The sequence below is a fragment of the Methylobacterium tardum genome, assembly GCF_023546765.1.
In the GTDB taxonomy this organism is placed as follows: domain Bacteria; phylum Pseudomonadota; class Alphaproteobacteria; order Rhizobiales; family Beijerinckiaceae; genus Methylobacterium; species Methylobacterium tardum.
Map to the genome: position 1 here is coordinate 2,829,988 of NZ_CP097484.1, position 18,548 is coordinate 2,848,535.

Annotated in this window: 13 protein-coding genes; 9 read left to right on the plus strand and 4 right to left on the minus strand. The window is 69.2% G+C overall.

Features of this window, described 5'->3' with window-relative positions; all coding sequences use genetic code 11:
- Nucleotides 1–61 precede the first annotated feature (61 nt).
- From carB to M6G65_RS13510, 6 genes are all read left to right on the plus strand, one after another.
- Nucleotides 62–3,535 carry a carbamoyl-phosphate synthase large subunit gene (carB, locus tag M6G65_RS13485; protein ID WP_250104047.1) on the plus strand — a complete coding sequence of 1,158 codons (3,474 nt, stop codon included), beginning with the start codon at nt 62–64 and terminating at the stop codon, nt 3,533–3,535.
- Nucleotides 3,536–3,625: 90 nt separating this feature from the next.
- On the plus strand, nt 3,626–4,102 hold the full coding sequence (gene greA / locus M6G65_RS13490) for a transcription elongation factor GreA (RefSeq protein WP_192709080.1): 477 nt from the start codon (nt 3,626–3,628) through the stop codon (nt 4,100–4,102).
- A 3-nt stretch (nt 4,103–4,105) separates the two neighbouring features.
- Nucleotides 4,106–4,606: a hypothetical protein gene (locus M6G65_RS13495; RefSeq protein ID WP_238195384.1), complete on the plus strand. Its 501-nt coding sequence runs from the start codon at nt 4,106–4,108 to the stop codon at nt 4,604–4,606.
- A gap of 82 nt (nt 4,607–4,688) precedes the next feature.
- Nucleotides 4,689–5,738, plus strand: coding sequence for a mitochondrial fission ELM1 family protein (locus tag M6G65_RS13500; RefSeq protein WP_250104048.1), 1,050 nt, complete (start codon nt 4,689–4,691; stop codon nt 5,736–5,738).
- A gap of 14 nt (nt 5,739–5,752) precedes the next feature.
- Nucleotides 5,753–6,733, plus strand: coding sequence for a thioredoxin-disulfide reductase (gene trxB / locus M6G65_RS13505; protein WP_238195382.1), 981 nt, complete (start codon nt 5,753–5,755; stop codon nt 6,731–6,733).
- A gap of 260 nt (nt 6,734–6,993) precedes the next feature.
- Nucleotides 6,994–7,884: a LysR family transcriptional regulator gene (locus M6G65_RS13510; RefSeq protein ID WP_192709032.1), complete on the plus strand. Its 891-nt coding sequence runs from the start codon at nt 6,994–6,996 to the stop codon at nt 7,882–7,884.
- A 181-nt stretch (nt 7,885–8,065) separates the two neighbouring features.
- On the opposite strand, the gene msrP is transcribed toward M6G65_RS13510, so the two are convergent.
- The 4 genes from msrP to M6G65_RS13530 all read right to left on the minus strand — a co-directional run bounded on the left by msrP (nt 8,066) and on the right by M6G65_RS13530 (nt 13,365).
- On the minus strand, nt 8,066–9,016 hold the full coding sequence (msrP, locus tag M6G65_RS13515; protein ID WP_250104049.1) for a protein-methionine-sulfoxide reductase catalytic subunit MsrP: 951 nt from the start codon (nt 9,014–9,016) through the stop codon (nt 8,066–8,068).
- A gap of 150 nt (nt 9,017–9,166) precedes the next feature.
- Nucleotides 9,167–10,921: an AMP-binding protein gene (locus M6G65_RS13520; protein ID WP_238195380.1), complete on the minus strand. Its 1,755-nt coding sequence runs from the start codon at nt 10,919–10,921 to the stop codon at nt 9,167–9,169.
- 100 nt (nt 10,922–11,021) lie between these two features.
- Complete coding sequence (locus M6G65_RS13525; protein WP_238195379.1) at nt 11,022–11,756, minus strand: hypothetical protein; 735 nt, start codon at nt 11,754–11,756, stop codon at nt 11,022–11,024.
- Nucleotides 11,757–11,853: 97 nt separating this feature from the next.
- A complete protein-coding gene (locus tag M6G65_RS13530; RefSeq protein ID WP_250104050.1) occupies nt 11,854–13,365 on the minus strand; it encodes a leucyl aminopeptidase in 1,512 nt (503 codons plus the stop codon).
- A gap of 181 nt (nt 13,366–13,546) precedes the next feature.
- Here M6G65_RS13530 and lptF point away from each other — a divergent pair, with 181 nt between their 5' ends.
- The 3 genes from lptF (at nt 13,547) to M6G65_RS13545 (ending at nt 18,460) form a co-directional block, all read left to right on the plus strand.
- A complete protein-coding gene (lptF, locus tag M6G65_RS13535; RefSeq protein ID WP_238195377.1) occupies nt 13,547–14,707 on the plus strand; it encodes an LPS export ABC transporter permease LptF in 1,161 nt (386 codons plus the stop codon).
- Between the two features lie 7 nt (nt 14,708–14,714).
- Nucleotides 14,715–15,803, plus strand: coding sequence for an LPS export ABC transporter permease LptG (gene lptG, locus M6G65_RS13540; RefSeq protein ID WP_250104243.1), 1,089 nt, complete (start codon nt 14,715–14,717; stop codon nt 15,801–15,803).
- Nucleotides 15,804–15,880: 77 nt separating this feature from the next.
- The gene (locus M6G65_RS13545; RefSeq protein ID WP_250104051.1) at nt 15,881–18,460 is read left to right on the plus strand and encodes an LPS-assembly protein LptD; all 2,580 of its coding nucleotides are present in this window, start codon (nt 15,881–15,883) and stop codon (nt 18,458–18,460) included.
- Nucleotides 18,461–18,548 lie beyond the last annotated feature (88 nt).

Consider the following 18,548-nt stretch of genomic DNA (forward strand, 5'->3'; position numbering starts at 1 on the left):
GGGAGCAGGGCCACAGTCGAGCCGTGCCCGATCGGGCGCGCTTGGCCTGAGAAGGCCCACGATGCCCAAACGCACCGACATCTCCTCGATCCTGATCATCGGTGCGGGTCCGATCATCATCGGACAGGCCTGCGAGTTCGATTATTCCGGTACCCAGGCCTGCAAGGCGCTCCGCGAGGAGGGCTACCGCATCGTCCTGGTGAACTCGAATCCCGCGACGATCATGACCGACCCGGACATGGCGGACGCGACCTATGTCGAGCCGATCACCCCGGAGATCGTCGCCAAGATCATCGAGAAGGAGCGCCCCGACGCGATCCTGCCGACCATGGGCGGCCAGACGGCGCTGAACTGCGCCCTGTCGCTGCAGAAGATGGGCGTGCTCGCCAAGTACGGCGTGCAGATGATCGGCGCGACGGCCGAGGCCATCGACAAGGCCGAGGACCGGAGCCTGTTCCGCGACGCCATGACCAAGATCGGGCTCGACACCCCGAAATCGGCGCTCGCCAACGCCTCCGCGGCCAAGAAGGCCGACCGCCAGGCCTACTTGGCCGAGATCGCCAGGATCGAGGCGGCCAATACCGATCCGGCGGCCCGCCAGGCGGCGCTGACGGCTTACGAGAAGAGCTGGGCCGCGGGCGAGACGGAGCGGTGCAAGCGCTACGGCGAGCACGCCCTGGGTCAGGCCCTGATCGCGCTGGCCGAGGTCGGCCTTCCGGCCATCATCCGGCCGTCCTTCACCATGGGCGGCACCGGCGGCGGCATCGCCTACAACCGCGAGGAGTTCCTCGACATCGTCGAGCGCGGCATCGACGCGTCGCCGACCAACGAGGTGCTGATCGAGGAGAGCGTGCTCGGCTGGAAAGAGTACGAGATGGAGGTCGTTCGGGATAAGAACGACAACTGCATCATCGTCTGCTCCATCGAGAACATTGACCCGATGGGCGTGCACACGGGTGATTCGATCACCGTCGCCCCGGCGCTGACGCTGACCGACAAGGAATACCAGGTGATGCGCGACGCATCGCTGGCGGTGCTCCGCGAGATCGGCGTCGAGACCGGCGGCTCGAACGTGCAGTTCGCGATCAACCCCGAGAACGGGCGGATGATCGTGATCGAGATGAACCCGCGCGTCTCGCGCTCCTCGGCGCTCGCCTCGAAGGCGACCGGCTTCCCGATCGCCAAGGTCGCGGCCAAGCTCGCGGTCGGCTACACGCTGGACGAGATCGCCAACGACATCACCGGCGGCGCGACGCCGGCCTCGTTCGAGCCGACGATCGACTACGTCGTCACCAAGATCCCGCGCTTCGCCTTCGAGAAGTTCCCGGGCGCCGAGCCGACGCTGACCACCGCCATGAAGTCGGTGGGCGAGGCCATGGCGATCGGCCGCTGCTTCGCCGAATCGCTGCAGAAGGCCCTCCGCTCGCTGGAGACCGGCCTGACCGGTCTCGGCGACATCGAGATCGAGGGGCTGGGCAAGGGCGACGACCACAACGCCATCAAGGCGGCCATCGGCACCCCGACCCCGGACCGGCTGCTCAAGGTCGCGCAGGCCCTGCGCCTGGGCGTCAGCCACGAGCAGGTCTACGCCTCCTGCAAGATCGACCCGTGGTTCCTGGAGCAGCTCCAGGCGATCATCGACCTGGAGAACCGCGTGAAGGCCCACGGCCTGCCGAAGACGGCCGGCGCCTTCCGCCAGCTCAAGGCCGCCGGCTTCTCGGACGCCCGCCTCGCGGTGCTGGCCAAGACCGACGAGGCCGCCGTCAGCGCGGCCCGGCGCGCTCTGGCGGTGCGCCCGGTCTACAAGCGGATCGACACCTGCGCGGCGGAGTTCAAGTCGCCCACCGCCTACATGTACTCGACCTACGTGGCGCCCTTCGCGGGCACCGTCGTCGACGAGGCGCAGCCCTCGGACCGCAAGAAGGTCGTGATTCTCGGCGGCGGCCCGAACCGGATCGGCCAGGGCATCGAGTTCGACTATTGCTGCTGCCACGCCTGCTTCGCGCTGTCGGACGCCGGCTACGAGACCATCATGGTCAATTGCAACCCGGAGACGGTCTCGACCGACTACGACACCTCGGACCGGCTCTACTTCGAGCCGCTGACCGCCGAGGACGTGCTGGAGATCATCGAGACCGAGCGGCAGGCCGGCACCCTGCACGGGGTGATCGTCCAGTTCGGCGGCCAGACCCCGTTGAAGCTCGCCCGGGCGCTGGAGGCCGCCGGCGTGCCGATCCTCGGCACCTCGCCCGACGCCATCGACCTCGCCGAGGACCGCGACCAGTTCAAGCGACTCCTCGACAAGCTCGGCATGAAGCAGCCGAAGAACGGCATCGCCTACTCGGTGGAGCAGAGCCGGCTGGTCGCGGCCGATCTCGGCCTGCCCTTCGTGGTCCGCCCGAGCTACGTGCTCGGCGGCCGCGCCATGGCGATCATCCGCGACGAGACGCAGTTCGCCGACTACCTCCTCGACACGCTGCCGAGCCTGATCCCTTCCGAGGTGAAGGCCCGCTACCCGAACGACAAGACCGGCCAGATCAACACGGTGCTGGGCAAGAACCCGCTCCTGTTCGACCGCTACCTGTCGGACGCGGTCGAGGTCGATGTCGACGCGGTCTGCGACGGCAAGGACGTGTTCATCGCCGGCATCATGGAGCACATCGAGGAGGCCGGCATCCATTCCGGCGACTCGGCCTGCTCCCTGCCGCCGCGCTCGCTCTCGCCCGAGACCATGGACGAGCTGGAGCGGCAAACGAAGGCGATGGCGCTGGCGCTCAACGTCGTCGGCCTGATGAACGTGCAGTACGCCATCAAGGACGGCGTCATCTACGTGCTGGAGGTAAACCCCCGCGCCTCGCGCACGGTGCCGTTCGTCGCCAAGGTGATCGGCGAGCCGATCGCCAAGATCGCGGCGCGGATCATGGCGGGCGAACCTCTGGAGACCTTCGGGCTCAAGCCGAAGACCCTGCCGCACATCGCCGTGAAGGAGGCGGTCTTCCCCTTCGCGCGCTTCCCCGGCGTCGACGTGCTGCTCGGGCCGGAGATGCGCTCCACCGGCGAGGTGATCGGGCTCGATGCCAGCTTCGGCGTGGCCTTCGCCAAGAGCCAGCTCGGCTCCGGCACGCAGGTGCCGAAGGCCGGCTCCGTGTTCGTCTCGGTGCGCGATGCCGACAAGGCGCGCATCCTGCCGACCATGAAGCTCCTGTCCGACCTCGGCTTCACCATCCTGGCGACCGGCGGTACGCAGCGCTACCTGGTGGAGAACGGCGTCCCGGCGGAGCGGATCAACAAGGTTCTCGAGGGCCGGCCGCACGTGGTCGACGCCATCAAGAACGGTGGCATCCACCTCGTCCTGAACACCACGGAGGGCGCCGGCGCGCTGTCGGACTCGCGCTCGCTCCGGCGCGCGGCCCTCTTGCATAAGGTGCCGTATTACACCACTCTAGCCGGCGCGATGGCCGCGGCCGAGGGGATCAAGGCCTATCTAGAAGGCGATCTCAAGGTTCGTGCGTTGCAGGAATACTTCGCGGCCTGAGCCTCAGGGCTCCGCTGACTTCATTTCGTGGCCCGGAGGGAGTGCTACACTCTCGGCCGGGCCTCTTCATTGTGGCGCGAGACGATGGCGATAGACAAGGTTCCGATCACGGTGCGCGGGCTCGCAGCCCTCGAAGAGGAGCTGAAGCACCGCCAGCAGGTGGAGCGCCAGCGCATCATCCAGGCGATCGCGGAAGCCCGCGCGCTGGGCGACCTGTCGGAGAACGCCGAGTATCACGCCGCCAAGGAGGCGCAGTCGCATAACGAGGGCCGCGTCCTCGAGCTGGAGAGCATGATCGCGCGGGCCGAAGTGATCGACGTCACGAAGCTCTCCGGTGACAAGATCAAGTTCGGCGCCACCGTGAAGCTCGTCGACGAGGACACGGAGGAGGAGAAGACCTACCAGATCGTGGGCGAGCCGGAGGCCGACGTGCGCTCCGGCCGCGTCTCGATCACCTCGCCGATCGCCCGGGCGCTGATCGGCAAGGGCGTCGGCGATACGGTCGAGGTCACGACGCCGGGCGGCGGCAAATCCTACGAGGTCGTCGCCGTCCAGTACGGCGCCTGAATCATGCCGCCGCGTTCCTGGGGCCGGCTCGCCGGCCTGCTCCTCGGTGCCGTCGCGGGATCCGCGGCGGCGAGCGATTTCCCCGCGACACCGCTCTTCTCCGACATCCGCGTCGATGTCCGGCCCCTGCTTGAAAAGGGCGCGGGCCTGCAGGCCGAGGCGCTGGCGGCCGACCTGACCGACGCCCTGCGGAAGAACTTCGCTGGCCGGATCGGTGGGCGTGGGCCGCGCCTCGTCGTCGTGGTGAGCGGACTGTCGCTGCGGCCCTATGCCGGCAGCGGTGGCCGGCCGGGCTTCGGCGGTAACTTCCAGACCGACTACATGGAGGGCGAGGCCCTGCTGGTCGGGCCCAAGGGCCAGGTGCTCGGACGGCATCCGCAGATGACCGCGACGCCGTCGAGCTATGGCGGCGCGTGGTATGGGCCGCAATTCGAGGGGCGTCGCCTCGCCGCCATCGCCGACATCTACGCTCAGTGGCTCGCCCGGGATCTCCCGCGGGAGTAAGCCTGAGAGTTGATCTCGAAATACGGTGCTCCGGCGGTCGGGCTCGGCACCGGGGCAGAAGCGGGTTTCCCGAGCAGAGCGCATGGCAAGCATCGATGTAACGGAGGCGACATCCGCCCTGCGCAACCGCCCGGACGCGCGATTTCAACCTATGCCCGAACTGGCCCGCGCGCGCGCCTGGATCGTCACCGACGGAAAGGCCGGCGATGAGAACCAGTGCGTCGGCATCGCCGAGACGCTGGGCCTCGACTTCGAAATTCGACAGGTGCCGGCCTCAGGGCCCTTCGGCTGGATGGCGCCTTGGGGACCGATCGATCCGCGCGAGGGGCCGCGCCGCCGGGGCGGCGCCCTGTCGGGACCCTATCCCGACCTCCTGATCGCTTCCGGGCGCCGGTCCGTGCCCTATCTGCGGGCGGTGCGCCGCGCTACGGACGGCCGGACGTTCACGGCCTTCCTGAAGGACCCCCGGACCGGCGCGGACAGCGCCGACTTCATCTGGGTGCCGGATTACGACGATCTGCGCGGTCCCAACGTCTTCACCACCCTGACGGCCCCGCACTTGGTCACCGCGGCGCGCACTGCCGCAGCCCGCGCCCGGCCGGATCCGCGGCTCGCGCGCCTCGACGGCCCGCGCGTGGCGGTCCTGGTCGGCGGCGACAGCCGCCACCTGAGCTACCGCAAGACCGATATGGCGCGCCTCGTCGAGGATCTGCGCGGCTTGGCCCAGCAGGGCTGCCGGCTGATGGTGACGATCTCCCGCCGGACGCCGAACCCGCTCCGGGACGCCGTCAAGGCGCTCGCCGCCGAGACCGGCGGCTTCCTCTGGGACGGCACCGGCGACAACCCCTACGTCGCCATGCTGGCCCTCGCCGAGGCGATCGTCGTGACCTCCGATTCGGCCAACATGGTCAGCGAGGCCGTGTCCACCGGCGCGCCGGTCCTGCTGTTCGACCTGCCGCGCACCTATATCCGGCATCGGCGGATGTTCGCCGGGCTGGCGATCGCCGGAGCCCTGCGTCCGTTCACCGGTCAGTTGGCGGATCTGTCGTACAAGCCCATCGACGCGACGCCGGTGATCGCGCAGGCGCTCGCCGACGCCTATGCTGCGCGCCGCGCGGCCGGACCGGCCTGAGGAGATCGAGACAGATGGCCCACACCCACGCCAAGCTCGTGATCATCGGCTCGGGACCCGCCGGCTACACGGCGGCGATCTACGCCGCCCGCGCCATGGTCGAGCCGCTGCTGATCTCCGGCTTCCAGCCGGGCGGCCAGCTGATGATCACCACGGATGTCGAGAACTACCCGGGCTTCGCCGAGGCGATCCAGGGCCCGTGGCTCATGGAGCAGATGCGCCTCCAGGCCGAGCACGTCGGCACCCGGATCGTCTCCGAGTACATCACGAAGGTCGATCTCAAGCAGCGGCCGTTCCGGATGGAGGCCGATTCCGGCGAGACCTATTCCTGCGATGCCCTGATCATCGCCACCGGAGCCCAGGCCAAGTGGCTCGGGATCCCCTCCGAGGCCGCCTTCCAGGGCGGCGGCGTCTCGGCCTGCGCGACCTGCGACGGCTTCTTCTTCCGCGGCAAGGAGGTCGTGGTGGTCGGCGGCGGCAACACCGCGGTCGAGGAGGCGCTCTACCTCGCCAACATCGCCAGCAAGGTGACGGTGGTTCACCGCCGCGACAGCTTCCGGGCCGAGCGGATCCTGCAGGAGCGCCTGTTCAAGCATCCCAACGTCGAGGTGCTCTGGCACCGGGAGATCGCCGAGATCTGCGGCGTGCAGAAGCCCGCGCCGAACGTGACCCATGTCCGGCTCAAGGACCCGCGCTCGGGGGAGATCAGCGAGGTGAAGGCCGACGGCGTGTTCGTGGCGATCGGCCACCAGCCGGCGACCGCGATCTTCGAGGGGCAGCTGCCCATGCGCCACGGCGGCTACCTGAGCGTGAAGCCCGGTACCACCGAGACCGAGATCCCGGGCGTCTTCGCGGCGGGCGACGTGACGGACGACGTCTACCGGCAGGCGATCACCGCTGCCGGCATGGGCTGCATGGCCGCCCTCGAGGCCGAGAAGTTCCTGGCCAACCTCGAGATTGGCGAGAGTCCGGTCCAGGCTGCCGCGGCCGAATGAGGCGCCGACGCCAGCACACAACCGGTGCTGGCGGGCCACGCTTTCAACAACTTCCCGATCCGGGTGCTTGCGCCGGATCATGCACCATGCGCATAGGAGTGCTGACTGCGCCGGGATGCAGCAATTGCATACCCGCGCGGTGCCGGGAGTCCCTCTCCGCCATCGGTACCGCGCAGTTCGCCCGGTGATCCGCTTCGTACGCCGCCTGCCCGGCTCCTTCGGGCATGGGCGACGAGCTCGCGCTGGTAGGGGTTCTTGCCTTGGATTGGGATAAGATCCGGATCTTCCTCAACGTCGCGGAGGCGGGCAGCTTCACCAAGGCGGGCGACGATATCGGGCTCAGCCAGTCGGCCGTCAGCCGGCAAATCAGTGCCCTGGAGCGCGAGCTGAAGGCGCCGCTGTTCCACCGGCATGCACGGGGCCTGCTCCTCACCGAGCAGGGCGATCTTCTGTTCCGCGCCGCGCGCGACATGAAGCTCCGCCTGGAGAACACGCGGGCGCGGCTCGTCGAGACCTCCGAGCGTCCGACCGGCGACCTCAAGGTCACCACGACCGTCGGCCTCGGCACGTCGTGGCTGTCGCAGCGTGTGGGCGAGTTCCTCGACCTCTACCCGGACGTGCGGATCGAGCTGATCCTCACCAACGAGGAGCTCGATCTCGCCATGCGTGAGGCGGATGTGGCCATCCGCATGCGACGCCCGGCCCAGCCGGACCTGATCCAGCGGCGACTGTTCACCGTCCACTACCACGCCTTCGCGAGCCAGGATTACGTCAAGCGCTTCGGCGAGCCGAAGACGATCGAGGATCTCGACGACCACCGCCTCGTGTCGTTCGGCGGCAACGAGCCGTCATACCTCCTCGCCGCGCACTGGCTGGCCGATGCCGGCCGCGACGGGCGGGAGCGGCGCCACGTGCACCTCACCGTGAACAACATCGGTGCCCTGCAGCGCGCCATGGAGGCGGGCGCCGGGATCGGCATCCTGCCGGATTACGCCGTCGACGGCGACCAGCAGCTGGTGCAGGTGCTGCGCGACACCGAGATGCCGAGCCTCGAGAGCTACCTCGTTTATGCCGAGGAGATGCGCTCCGTGGCCCGCGTTCAGGCGTTCCGCGATTTCCTGGTGTCGAAGGCGCAGCGCTGGACCTACTGAGCGCTGCGCGCGGTTCATATCCGCTTCCGTCGGCTCACATCAGCCCCGCCGTCCTTGCGAGCGGAGCTAAGCAATCCCGGCAGCGCGACGCCTTCCGACGTTCCGCTGCCAAGGGTCGCTTCGCCTTGCGCATGATGATGGCGAGGAACGCATCCACCGAAGCGGTCGAGCGGAAGCCGCATCAAACAAACAGCCGCTCGCCCTCCAGCCCCTTGTAGAGGCCCGCGACCTGCTCGCCGTAGCCGTTGTAGATCAGCGTCGGCACGCGCTGGTCGGTCCCGAGCACGCGCTCGGTGGCCTGGCTCCAGCGCGGATGCGGGACGGCCGGGTTCACGTTGGCCCAGAACCCGTATTCCGACGCTTGGAGCCCTTCCCAGAAGGTCTTCGGCCTGTCGGCCGTGAACGACACCTTCACCAGCGACTTCGCCGACTTGAAGCCATACTTCCACGGCACCGCGACCCGGATCGGCGCGCCGAACTGGTTGGGCAGCGGCTTGCCGTAGATCCCGGTGACCATGAAGGCGAGGTCGTTCCCAGCCTCCGCGAGCGTCAGGCCTTCCGTGTAGGGCCAGGGATAGAAGAAGGCGCGCTGGCCGGGCGCCATCGCCTTGTCCATGAAGGTCTCGAAGCGGATGTACTTCGCCCCCGAGGTCGGCTTGGCGAGCGCCACAAGCTTGGAGAGCGGGAAGCCCGTCCACGGCACCGCCATGGACCACGCCTCGACGCAGCGGTGGCGGTAGAGCCGCTCCTCGAGGCCGACCTTCCGGATCAGGTCGCCGACGCCGATCTCGAAGGGCTTCTCCACGAGCCCGTCGATCTTCAGCGTCCAGGGCTGGGTCTTGAGCGCGTTCGCGGCCGGCAGCACGGTCTTCGACGTGCCGAACTCGTAGAAATTGTTGTAGTCGGCGCTGAAGCGCTCCGGCGTCAGCGGCCGGTCGAGGGTATAGGCGGGGTTCTGCTGCGCCGGGTAGAGCGGCTGATCGCCCGCTGCGAGGACAGATCGGCCACCCAGGAGCGATCCGGCCGCAAGTCCGGCCGCACCGCCGATCAGCGCGCGCCGGTTCAGGAAGACGGCCTCCGGCGTGACCAGATGCTCCGGAATCTCCCAACCGCGCTTGCGCTTGATCAACATGGCCGCCTCCTCGGATGTCCTATGCGCACAACCCACAGATCGGCCCGGGCCGACAGGTGGGCAAGCGCCGCAGCCTCACCTTTCGGCGCCGTGCGCGTTGCGGTTACGCGCCGCGAGGGCGGCGTCGCGACGCAGGCCGTTATCCTGCGATCAGGCCGGGGGCGTCTCGTCGCGCAGCATCCGGCGCAGCACCTTGCCGACATTGGTCTTGGGCAGCGTGTCGTGCAGGATTACCCGCCGGGGGACCTTGTAGCCGGTGAGCTGGGTGCGCGCGTGGGCGCGGATGGCGTCGGTCGAGACCGAAGAATCCTTCAGGACGATGTGGGCGACGACCATCTCGCCGGTCTCCTCGCTCGGTGCGCCGACCACGGCGCATTCGAGCACGGCCGGGTGGGCGGCGAGGACGTCCTCGACCTCGTTCGGATAGACGTTGAAGCCCGAGACGAGGATCATGTCCTTCATCCGGTCGACGATGCGGAACTGGCCGTCGGCCTGCATCACCGCGACGTCGCCCGTGCGGAAGAACCCGTCCGCGGTCATCGCACGGGCCGTCTCCTCGGGGCGGTTCCAGTAGCCGCGCATCACCTGCGGGCCGCGGACGCAGATCTCCCCCGGCTGCCCGACGGACACGACCTGTCCGGATAAGTCGCGGATCGAGACCTCGGTTGAGGGAAGCGGGAAGCCGATCGTGCCGGAGAAGTCGCGCATCCCGCGTGGGTTGACGCAGACCACCGGCGAGGTCTCCGACAGGCCGTAGCCCTCGATGATCGTGTTGCCGGTCAGCGCCTTCCAGCGCTCGGCCACCGCCCGCTGCACGGCCGTGCCGCCGCCGACCACGAAGTCGAGATGCGAGAAATCGATCGTGCCGATCTTCGGATGGTTGATCAGCACGTTGAACAGCGTGTTCACGCCCATCAGGTGGGTGAAGCGGGTGCGGCTCAGCGTCTTCACCATGCCGTCGCAGTCGCGCGGGTTCGGGATCAGCAGGCACGATCCGCCGTTGCGCATGAACTGGAAGAAGCACGCGGTCAGCGCGAAGATGTGGTAGAGCGGCAGGGCCGTCACCGCGCAGCGCCGGATGCTCGGATCCTTCGAGTTGAACCAGAGCTGCGACTGCTCGACATTGGCCATGATGTTGCGGTGGCTGAGCATCGCCGCCTTGGCGATGCCGGTGGTGCCGCCGGTATATTGCAGGAACGCCAGATCCTCCGGCTCGACCCGCGCCGAGGCCCGCGGCAGGCTGCGGCCCCGGCGCAGGACGCTGGTGAACGGCACGGCCAGACCTTCCGGCAGCTGGAACGGCGGCACCGCCTTGCGCACGTGGCGGCTGGCGAGGTTGATCACCTGACCCTTGAGCCCGAGCCCGTCACCCGGGCCGACCAGGGCAACCCGGTCGAGTTTCACGTCCGGCAGCGCCGCCGCGACCGTGGCGCCGAAATTTTCCAGCACGATCAGGATCCGTGCGCCCGAATCGTTGATCTGCTGGGCGAATTCGCGGGGCGTGTAGAGCGGGTTGGTGTTGACCACCGTGCCGCCGGCGAGGAGGACGCCGAAGATCGCCACCGCGTAGGCCGGCACGTTCGGCAGCATGATCGCGACGCGGTCGCCCTTCGCCAGTCCCTGCCCCTGCAGCCAGGCCGCGAGGTCGCGCGCCTGCTGCCCGAGGGTGGCGTAGGTCATGGTCGAGCCGAAGCACAGCATCGCGGGCCGATCGGCGAAGGCGGCGACGCTGGTCTCGAACAGGCCGACGAGCGTCCCGAGGCCCGCGACGTCGATCTCGGCCGGGACACCGGCCGGGTACGAGGCCAGCCAGGGGCGATCCGACGCCAGATCGGCCGGCGGGGCCGGCCTCCGTACGGACCTGGGCGTTTCAGCGCCGTGCACGATCACGTTCGCCTCATGCATCGCGATGCCTCCCGTGGGCACGGCTCTGGACGGCCGAGTCCCCCCAACGCAGAACCCGGCAACTCTGCGGGAACGGAGGCCGGCCCGCAAGGCGCGGGCCTCAGGCGCCGCGTCGATGCCGGCTCACTGTCGCCAGCGCGGCATGCGGCAGGGCGGCGGCGACCAAGAGGAGCGCGGCCAGACCGGCCTCGTCGGGCCGCAGCGCGCGGTGCGGCCAGGGGCCGAGACCCAGGCTGCCGCCGAGACCGATCACGGCCGCGCCGAACCAGAGGGCCAGGAAGGCCAGGAGGCCGGAGCCGATCCGGCGGAGCCGCGGCCTCAGGGCGCGGTTCGCCGCGATTACGAAGAGGCCGAGCACGCCGCCGAACACCGCCGCCGCCACGCCCGCGCCGAGCGCGTAAGCCAGCCAGAGGGGCTGGTGCGTGAGGAACGCCATCCCGCCCGTCGCGAAGCCGGCGCGCAGGACGAGACCCCCGAAGGTCGGGTAGAGGCCGGCGAGCAGCAGGAATGCCGCGCCGGCGAGGCCGAACAGGACCCGGCGCGGGACGGAGGCCGGACCGGGCTCCGCCGCCGCCATCGCGAGGTGCACGAGGCCGTAGACCAGCGCGAAGGCGAAGAGCGGATAGCGCCCGGCGAAGTACCCGAAGACCCACGGCTCGGCGACCTCCGGGACTGCCGAGCGCTGGCTGAATCCGGTCCCTGCCACGAGCGCCAGGGCCACCAGCATGGCCAGGATCGGGATCGAGGCCTGCAGGAGCTTGCCGCCCCGGTGCTGGCCTGCCGCGAGGCCTGTCGCGGTCGGCTGGAAGGCGGCGTGCGAGGGCGCAGGCATCATGCAGGGTCCCGAGCCGGGCGCGGCGTCCGAAACGCGGGGTCGGCCCGCTCCGTGAGCGGGCCCAATGGCGGTCCGCCCGCGGACGGCCCGCGCGATCCTACCGGGCCTCGTAGTGATCCCGGATCAGCCGGTCGAGCAGGCGGACGCCCCAGCCGGCGCCCCAGCTGCGGTTGATCTCGCTCGCGTTCGGCGACATCGCCACGCCGGCGATGTCGAGATGCGCCCACGGCACGTCCTCGACGTAGCGCTTGATGAACGAGGCCGCGGTGGCGGCGCCGCCGTGACGGCCCCCGGTGTTCTTCATGTCGGCGAACTTGGAATCGATCGCCTTGTCGTAGGCGGGGATCAGCGGCATCCGCCAGACCTTCTCGCCCGTCGCCTCGCCGGCGGCGTTGATGTTGCTCGCCAGCGTGTCGTCGTTCGAGAACATCCCGGCGATGTCCTGGCCGAGCGCCACGATGATGGCGCCGGTCAGCGTCGCGAGGTCGACGATCGCCTTGGGCTTGGCGCTGCGGACGATGTGGGTGATCACGTCGGCCAGCACGAGGCGGCCCTCGGCGTCGGTGTTGATCACCTCGATGGTCTGGCCCGACATTGAGGTCACGATGTCGGAGGGCCGGTACGAGCCGCCGTCCGGCATGTTCTCGGCGATGCCGATGGCGCCGACCACGTTGCAGCGCGCCTTGCGGGCGGCGAGCGCGCGGAGCGCGCCCACGACGGCGGCCGCGCCGCCCATATCGCCCTTCATGTCCTCCATGCCGCCGCCGGGCTTGATGGAGATGCCGCCGGAATCGAAGATCACGCCCTTGCCGATCAGCGCCACGGGCGCCTCGCCGGCGGGACCCCCGTTCCAGCGCATGATCACGAGCCGCGGCTCGCGGACGGAGCCCTGCGCCACGGCCAGCAGCGCGCCCATGCCGAGCTCGCGCATCCGCGCGGGCTCCAGCACCTCGATCTCGACGCCGAGCTTCGACAGGTCCGAGGCGCGCCGGGCGAACTCCTCCGGGAAGAGCACGTTCGGCGGCTCGTTCACGAGGTCGCGCGCCAGGATCACGCTGTCCGACAGCGTCCGGGCGTTCTCGCCCTCGCGTGCCGCCGCGCTCTGGTCGGCGAGCAGCAGAGTCAGCGCCGTGCTGGACTTGTCGTCGGCATCTGGCTTCTTCTTGGTCTTGTAGCGGTCGAAGGTGTAGTTGCGCAGCCGCGCGCCGAGGGCGAACTCGCCGGCCTGCGCCGCCGTCACCGTCGTGCCCGGCCAGTCGAGCACCACCCGGGCGGTCCGTCCCGCCACCTTGCTGGCGGTGAAGCCGCCGAGCGCCGGCCAGTCGGTCTTGGCGCGGTCCTTGTCGGAGCCGAGGCCGACGACCACGAGGCGGTCGGCCTTGACGCCCGCCGGGGCCGGGAGGCTGAGCGCCGTCAGCGAGCGGCCCTTGAACTTCTCGGAGGACGCGGCGCGGGCGACGAGATCGGCTCCGGAAGCGCCCAGGGCGTCGCGGGCCGCCGCTCCGAGGACGAGGTCGTCGCCGACGAAAACCACGAGATCGCCCGATCCGCCGGGACCCTGGCCGCTCTGCTCCAGGGGGCCGAAACCGATCTCGATACCGTCCGCCATGCCCGTCGCCCTGACCGTTATCCCGGAGCTGCACTACGCACCTGCGCGCCGCACAGGTCATCCGCCCTGTGTAGCCGCTGAGGCGGAGAACGCAACGCGGCGCGACAGCCCTGGAATCGCCCCTTTTGTCGGGTCCCTGCGGCCCCGAGGGCGCGAGAGGACGAGCGGGGCTGCCGGGCCGATGAGGCAGATCGAACGCTACATCTTTCGGATCGCCCTGGGCGCCACCCTCGCCTGCCTGGTCGGGCTGACCGGGACGATCTGGCTGACGCAGGCGCTGCGCGAGCTCGACCTCGTGACCGCCAAGGGCCAGACCCTGCTGGTCTTCCTGTTCGTCACGGGCCTGTCGCTGCCGACGCTGCTCGTGGTGATCGCCCCGGTGGCCCTGTTCATCGGCACGATCTACGCGCTGAACAAGCTCAACGGCGATTCCGAGCTGATCGTCATGTCGGCGGCCGGGATGCCGCCGCGCTCGCTGCTGCGGCCGTTCCTGACCCTGGCGCTGATCGTCAGCTTCGTGACGGGCTTCCTCGTGGTGGTCGTCATGCCGGCGAGCTTCCAGGAGCTGCGCGACGTGATCACCCGGGTGCGCGGCGACTTCATCGCCAACGTCGTCAAGGAAGGGCAGTTCACCCAGCTCGACAACGGCATCACCTTCCATTTCCGCGAGCGCGGGCCGGGCGGCACCCTCAAGGGGTTGTTCATCCAGGACCGGCGCGAGGCCGGGAAGACCAAGGTCTACCTCGCCGACCGGGGCAACGCGGTCGATATCGACGGCCAGAGCTATCTGATCCTGGAGAACGGCAGCGTCCACCAGCAGCAGAAGGACTCGCGCGATTCCTCGATCCTGACCTTCGAGCGCTACACGATCGATCTCGCGGCGTTCGCGCCGCCCGATTCCGACACGATCTACAAGCCGCGCGAGCGCTCGACGGCGCAGCTCCTGTTCCCCGATACGACCGAGGGTTACTACAAGCTCCAGAAGGGCCGCTTCCGGGCCGAGCTGCACGACCGGCTCTCGGCCTGCCTGTACCCGCTGGCGCTCGTCTTCATCGCCTTCGCGGCTCTGGGCGATCCCCGCACGACCCGCCAAGGGCGCGGGCTCGCGGTCGCCGGAGCGATCCTCGCGGTGGTCGGCCTGCGCATCGCGGGTTTCGCGGCGGTGAGCGCCGCCGCGCGCAGCCCGGCTGCGGTGGCGGCCGTCTACGGCGCGCCGCTGCTCGCCATCGCGCTCTCCTGCCTTCTGATCTTCTTCGGCCCGCGGGTGCGCGCGTTCAACGCCGCCCTGGTCCGGGGAACCCGGGGCCTTATGCGCGGACAGCGCCTCGCGCCGGCGGCCTGATCCGATGATGCTGATCGGTCCGACCCTCGGGCGGTACTTCGCCGCCCGCTTCGCCCGCACGGTGCTCGGCGTCTTCGTCACCGTCTTCGCGCTGGTCTACACGCTGGATTTCGTCGAGCTGCTGCGCCGGGCCGGCGAGACCCAGGGCGCCTCCACGGGGCTGATGGCGCAGCTCTCACTCTACCGGACCCCCGCGGTGGCCGAGGGCGTGCTGCCCTTCGCGGTCCTGTTCGGGTCGATGGCGGCCCTGCTGCAGCTCTCGCGCAAGCTGGAGCTGGTGGTCGCCCGGGCCGCCGGGATCTCCGCGTGGCAGTTCCTGCAGCCGGGCGTCTTCGTGGCGCTGGCGCTCGGCGCCCTGGCGGTCGGGGTCTACAACCCGGTCTCCGCGATGCTGAAGCAGCGCTCGACCGAGATCGAAGCGAAGATCTTCGCCAAGGCCACCAAGGCCGGCTCGGGCAAGGACCTGTGGATCCGGCAGCGGGGATCGGACGGCGAGGCGATCCTGCGCGCCGAGACGGCGATCGAGGGCAGCACGACCCTCGCGGGCGTCTCGGTCTTCACCTTCGGCGAGGCCGGGAAGTTCGCCGAGCAGCTCGTGGCGGCCCGCGCGACGCTCCACGACGGCTACTGGGAGCTCTCCGATGTGCGCGTTCTCACACCGGACGCACCGCCCGAGTCGTTCGACACCTACCTGATCGCCTCGAACCTGGACCCCGGGCAGGTGCGCCAGCGCTTCACCCCGCCGGAATCTGTGCCTTTCTGGCAACTTCCCACAACCATCGCGCGCACCGAGCGGGCCGGTTTGGACGCCACCCGGTACCGCCTCCAGTACGATGTCCTGTGGGCAAGGCCGGTGCTGTTCGTCGCCATGGTTATCGTCGCGGCAACCGTTTCCTTACGGTTCTTCCGCTTTGGTGGTGTCGGCAAACTCGTCCTCGGTGGCGTCGCGGCCGGCTTCGCACTCTACGTGATCCGACAGGTCATGGAGGGGCTGGGCGCGTCCGGACTCGTCGCCGCACCGGTGGCGGCCTGGTTCCCCGCCGTGGTAGGCAGTCTTCTCGGTACGCTCACGCTTCTGTACCAGGAAGACGGCTGACATCCGCGATCCTTCGCGGGCAGGGAGACGGGTGTTGAGGTTCGTGGCGGTGGACGTCACAGGGGTTGGGACACGCGTTGCGTAAGGTCGCCGACATCCTGCGGAAGGCCGGGCTCCTGGCCGCGCTGGCGCTCGCCGTGCCCCTGGCCGGCGGAGTGTCCGCGCATGCCCAAGGTCTGCCCGCCGTGAAGGCCGGCAAGCCCGGCGACAAGCTCCTCGCCGAGGCCGACGAGCTGATCTACGACAACGACCGCAGCACCGTGACGGCCCGCGGCAATGCCGAGCTGCATTACGGTCCGCGCACGCTCCAGGCCGACCGCGTCCGCTACGACCGCAACACCGGCCGCGTCTTCGCCGAGGGCAATGTCCGCCTCACGGAGGCCGACGGCGGGGTCGTGACCGGCGAGCGCATGGAGCTCACCGACGACTTCAAGACCGGCTTCGTCGACGCGTTCCGCGGCCAGCAGACTGTCCAGCGCAAGTTCGAGACCGTGCGCACCCGGTTCTCCGCGCCGCGGGCCGAGCGGCTGAACGGCGAGCAGACGAGCTTCGAGTCCGGCAGCTACACCGCGTGCGAGCCCTGCAAGGATAACCCCGAGACGCCGCCGCTCTGGCAGATCAAGGCGAAGAAGATCATCCACGACAACGAGACCCACACGGTCTACTTCGACGAGTCCACCCTGGAACTCGCCGGGATCCCGGTCGCCTACCTGCCGTATTTCGAGGCGCCGGATCCGACCGTGAAGCGCAAGACCGGCTTCCTGACGCCGCGCTTCATTTCGACAACCGCCCTCGGCAGCGGCGTGTCGCTCCCGTACTTCATCAACCTCGCGCCGAACTACGACCTGACGCTGACGCCGACCCTGCTCAGTCGCCAGGGCCTGCTCGCCCAGGGCGAGTTCCGCCAGCGGATCGACAACGGCTTCTACAACATCCGCCTGTCCGGCATCTCGCAGACGACGCCCTCGGCCTTCCTGCCGAGCCCGCTGGGTGCCGGCGAGCGCGACTTCCGCGGCTCGGTGGAATCGCAGGGCCGGTTCTACATCAACCCGCGCTGGCGCACAGGCTGGGACCTCGTCGGCGTCACCGACAAGTGGTTCCTCGACAATTACCGGATCCGCAACCAGAACATCACCACGGACTATTTCCGCGAGGCGACCTCGACCGCCTTCCTGATCGGCCAGGGCGACCGCTCGTGGTTCGAGGCGCGGGGCTACTACTTTAAGGGCCTGTCGAGCTTCGACTGGCAGAAGCAGCAGCCGATCGTCGCGCCGGTCATCGACTACGACAAGCGCGTCAACGGCCCCGCCGAGATCGGCGGCGAGGTCCGCTTCCAATCCAACATCACCAGCCTGACCCGCGAGACCACGCAGTTCCAGGGCCTGCCGCGGACCTCGAGCTACCTGTTCTCGCCGAGCGTGAACGGCGTCAGCTTCCCGCTCTACCAGACCTGCACGGTCTTCCAGCGCGGGCTTTGCTCGATCCAGGGCCTCGCCGGCACCAACACCCGCGCCTCCGCGGAACTGTCCTGGCGCCGGAGCTTCATCGACGATCTCGGCCAGAAGTTCACGCCGTTCGCGTATCTGCGCACCGACGCGTTCTTCACCAATCCCAGCTTCTCGGGCTACCAGAACGACCTCGCGCCGCAGGTGGCCAAGATCGGCGACGGCTTCGCCGGCCGGGTCATGCCGGCGGTCGGCCTCGACTATCGCTATCCGTTCGTCGCCAATTTCGGGGCGCTGGGCGTCCACACCCTGGAGCCGATCGGCCAGATCATCGCGCGTCCCTCCGAGACCCGGATCGGCCGCCTGCCGAACGAGGATGCCCAGAGCCTCGTCTTCGACGACACGTCGCTGTTCGAGTGGGACAAGTTCTCGGGCTACGACCGGGTCGAAGGCGGCGTGCGCACCAACCTCGGCGGCCAGTACTCCGTCGTGACCCCATCCGGCTGGTACGCGAACGTGCTGTTCGGCGAGTCGATCCAGCTCGCTGGCGTCAACTCGTTCCGGCGCGGCGACATCGCCAATGTCGGCCTCGATTCCGGCCTCGAGACGCAGCGGTCGGACTTCGTCGGCCGGTTCCAGGTCTCGCCGAACCAGAACATCACGTTCATCACCCGGGCGCGGTTCAACCAGGCCGACTTCCACGTCGCGCGGTTCGAGACCGGCGCCACGGCGCGGTTCGCCCCGTTCCTGCCCCTGACCGTGTCTGCCTTCTACTCGTACTACGAGGCGCAGCCGCTGCTCGGCTACAGCCACTACCGCGAGGGCATCACCGCCACCGCGACCTACAACATCACGCCGAACTGGTTCCTCTCGGGCTCCCTGCTCGTCGACCTGACGCACTACCTCGACGTGCGCAACACCTACACGGACGCGCTGACGTCCTACCTGGCGAACCCGATCGGCACCGTGCCGCTCTACCAGAACCCGGGCCGGTTCTACCTGTCGGGCGCGAGCTTCGGCGGCGGCTATCAGGACGAGTGCACCACCGTCTCGCTGAACTACATCAACTCGCCGATCGCCACCGCCACCGGCGTGCGCGAGCGCAACCAGACCGTGCTGCTGCGGGTCGAGCTGAAGACGCTGGGCGAGGCGGATCTGCGCCAGAACGTCGGCACCGCCACCACGGCGGACGGTATCGCCTCGGTGCGGTGAGGTCCCGCCGCAAGCTGCGGCGACCGGTTTCTTGAATCCACGCCGGCGCCCGGGATGACGGGAGGACAGCGCACCGACCGCGCGTGTG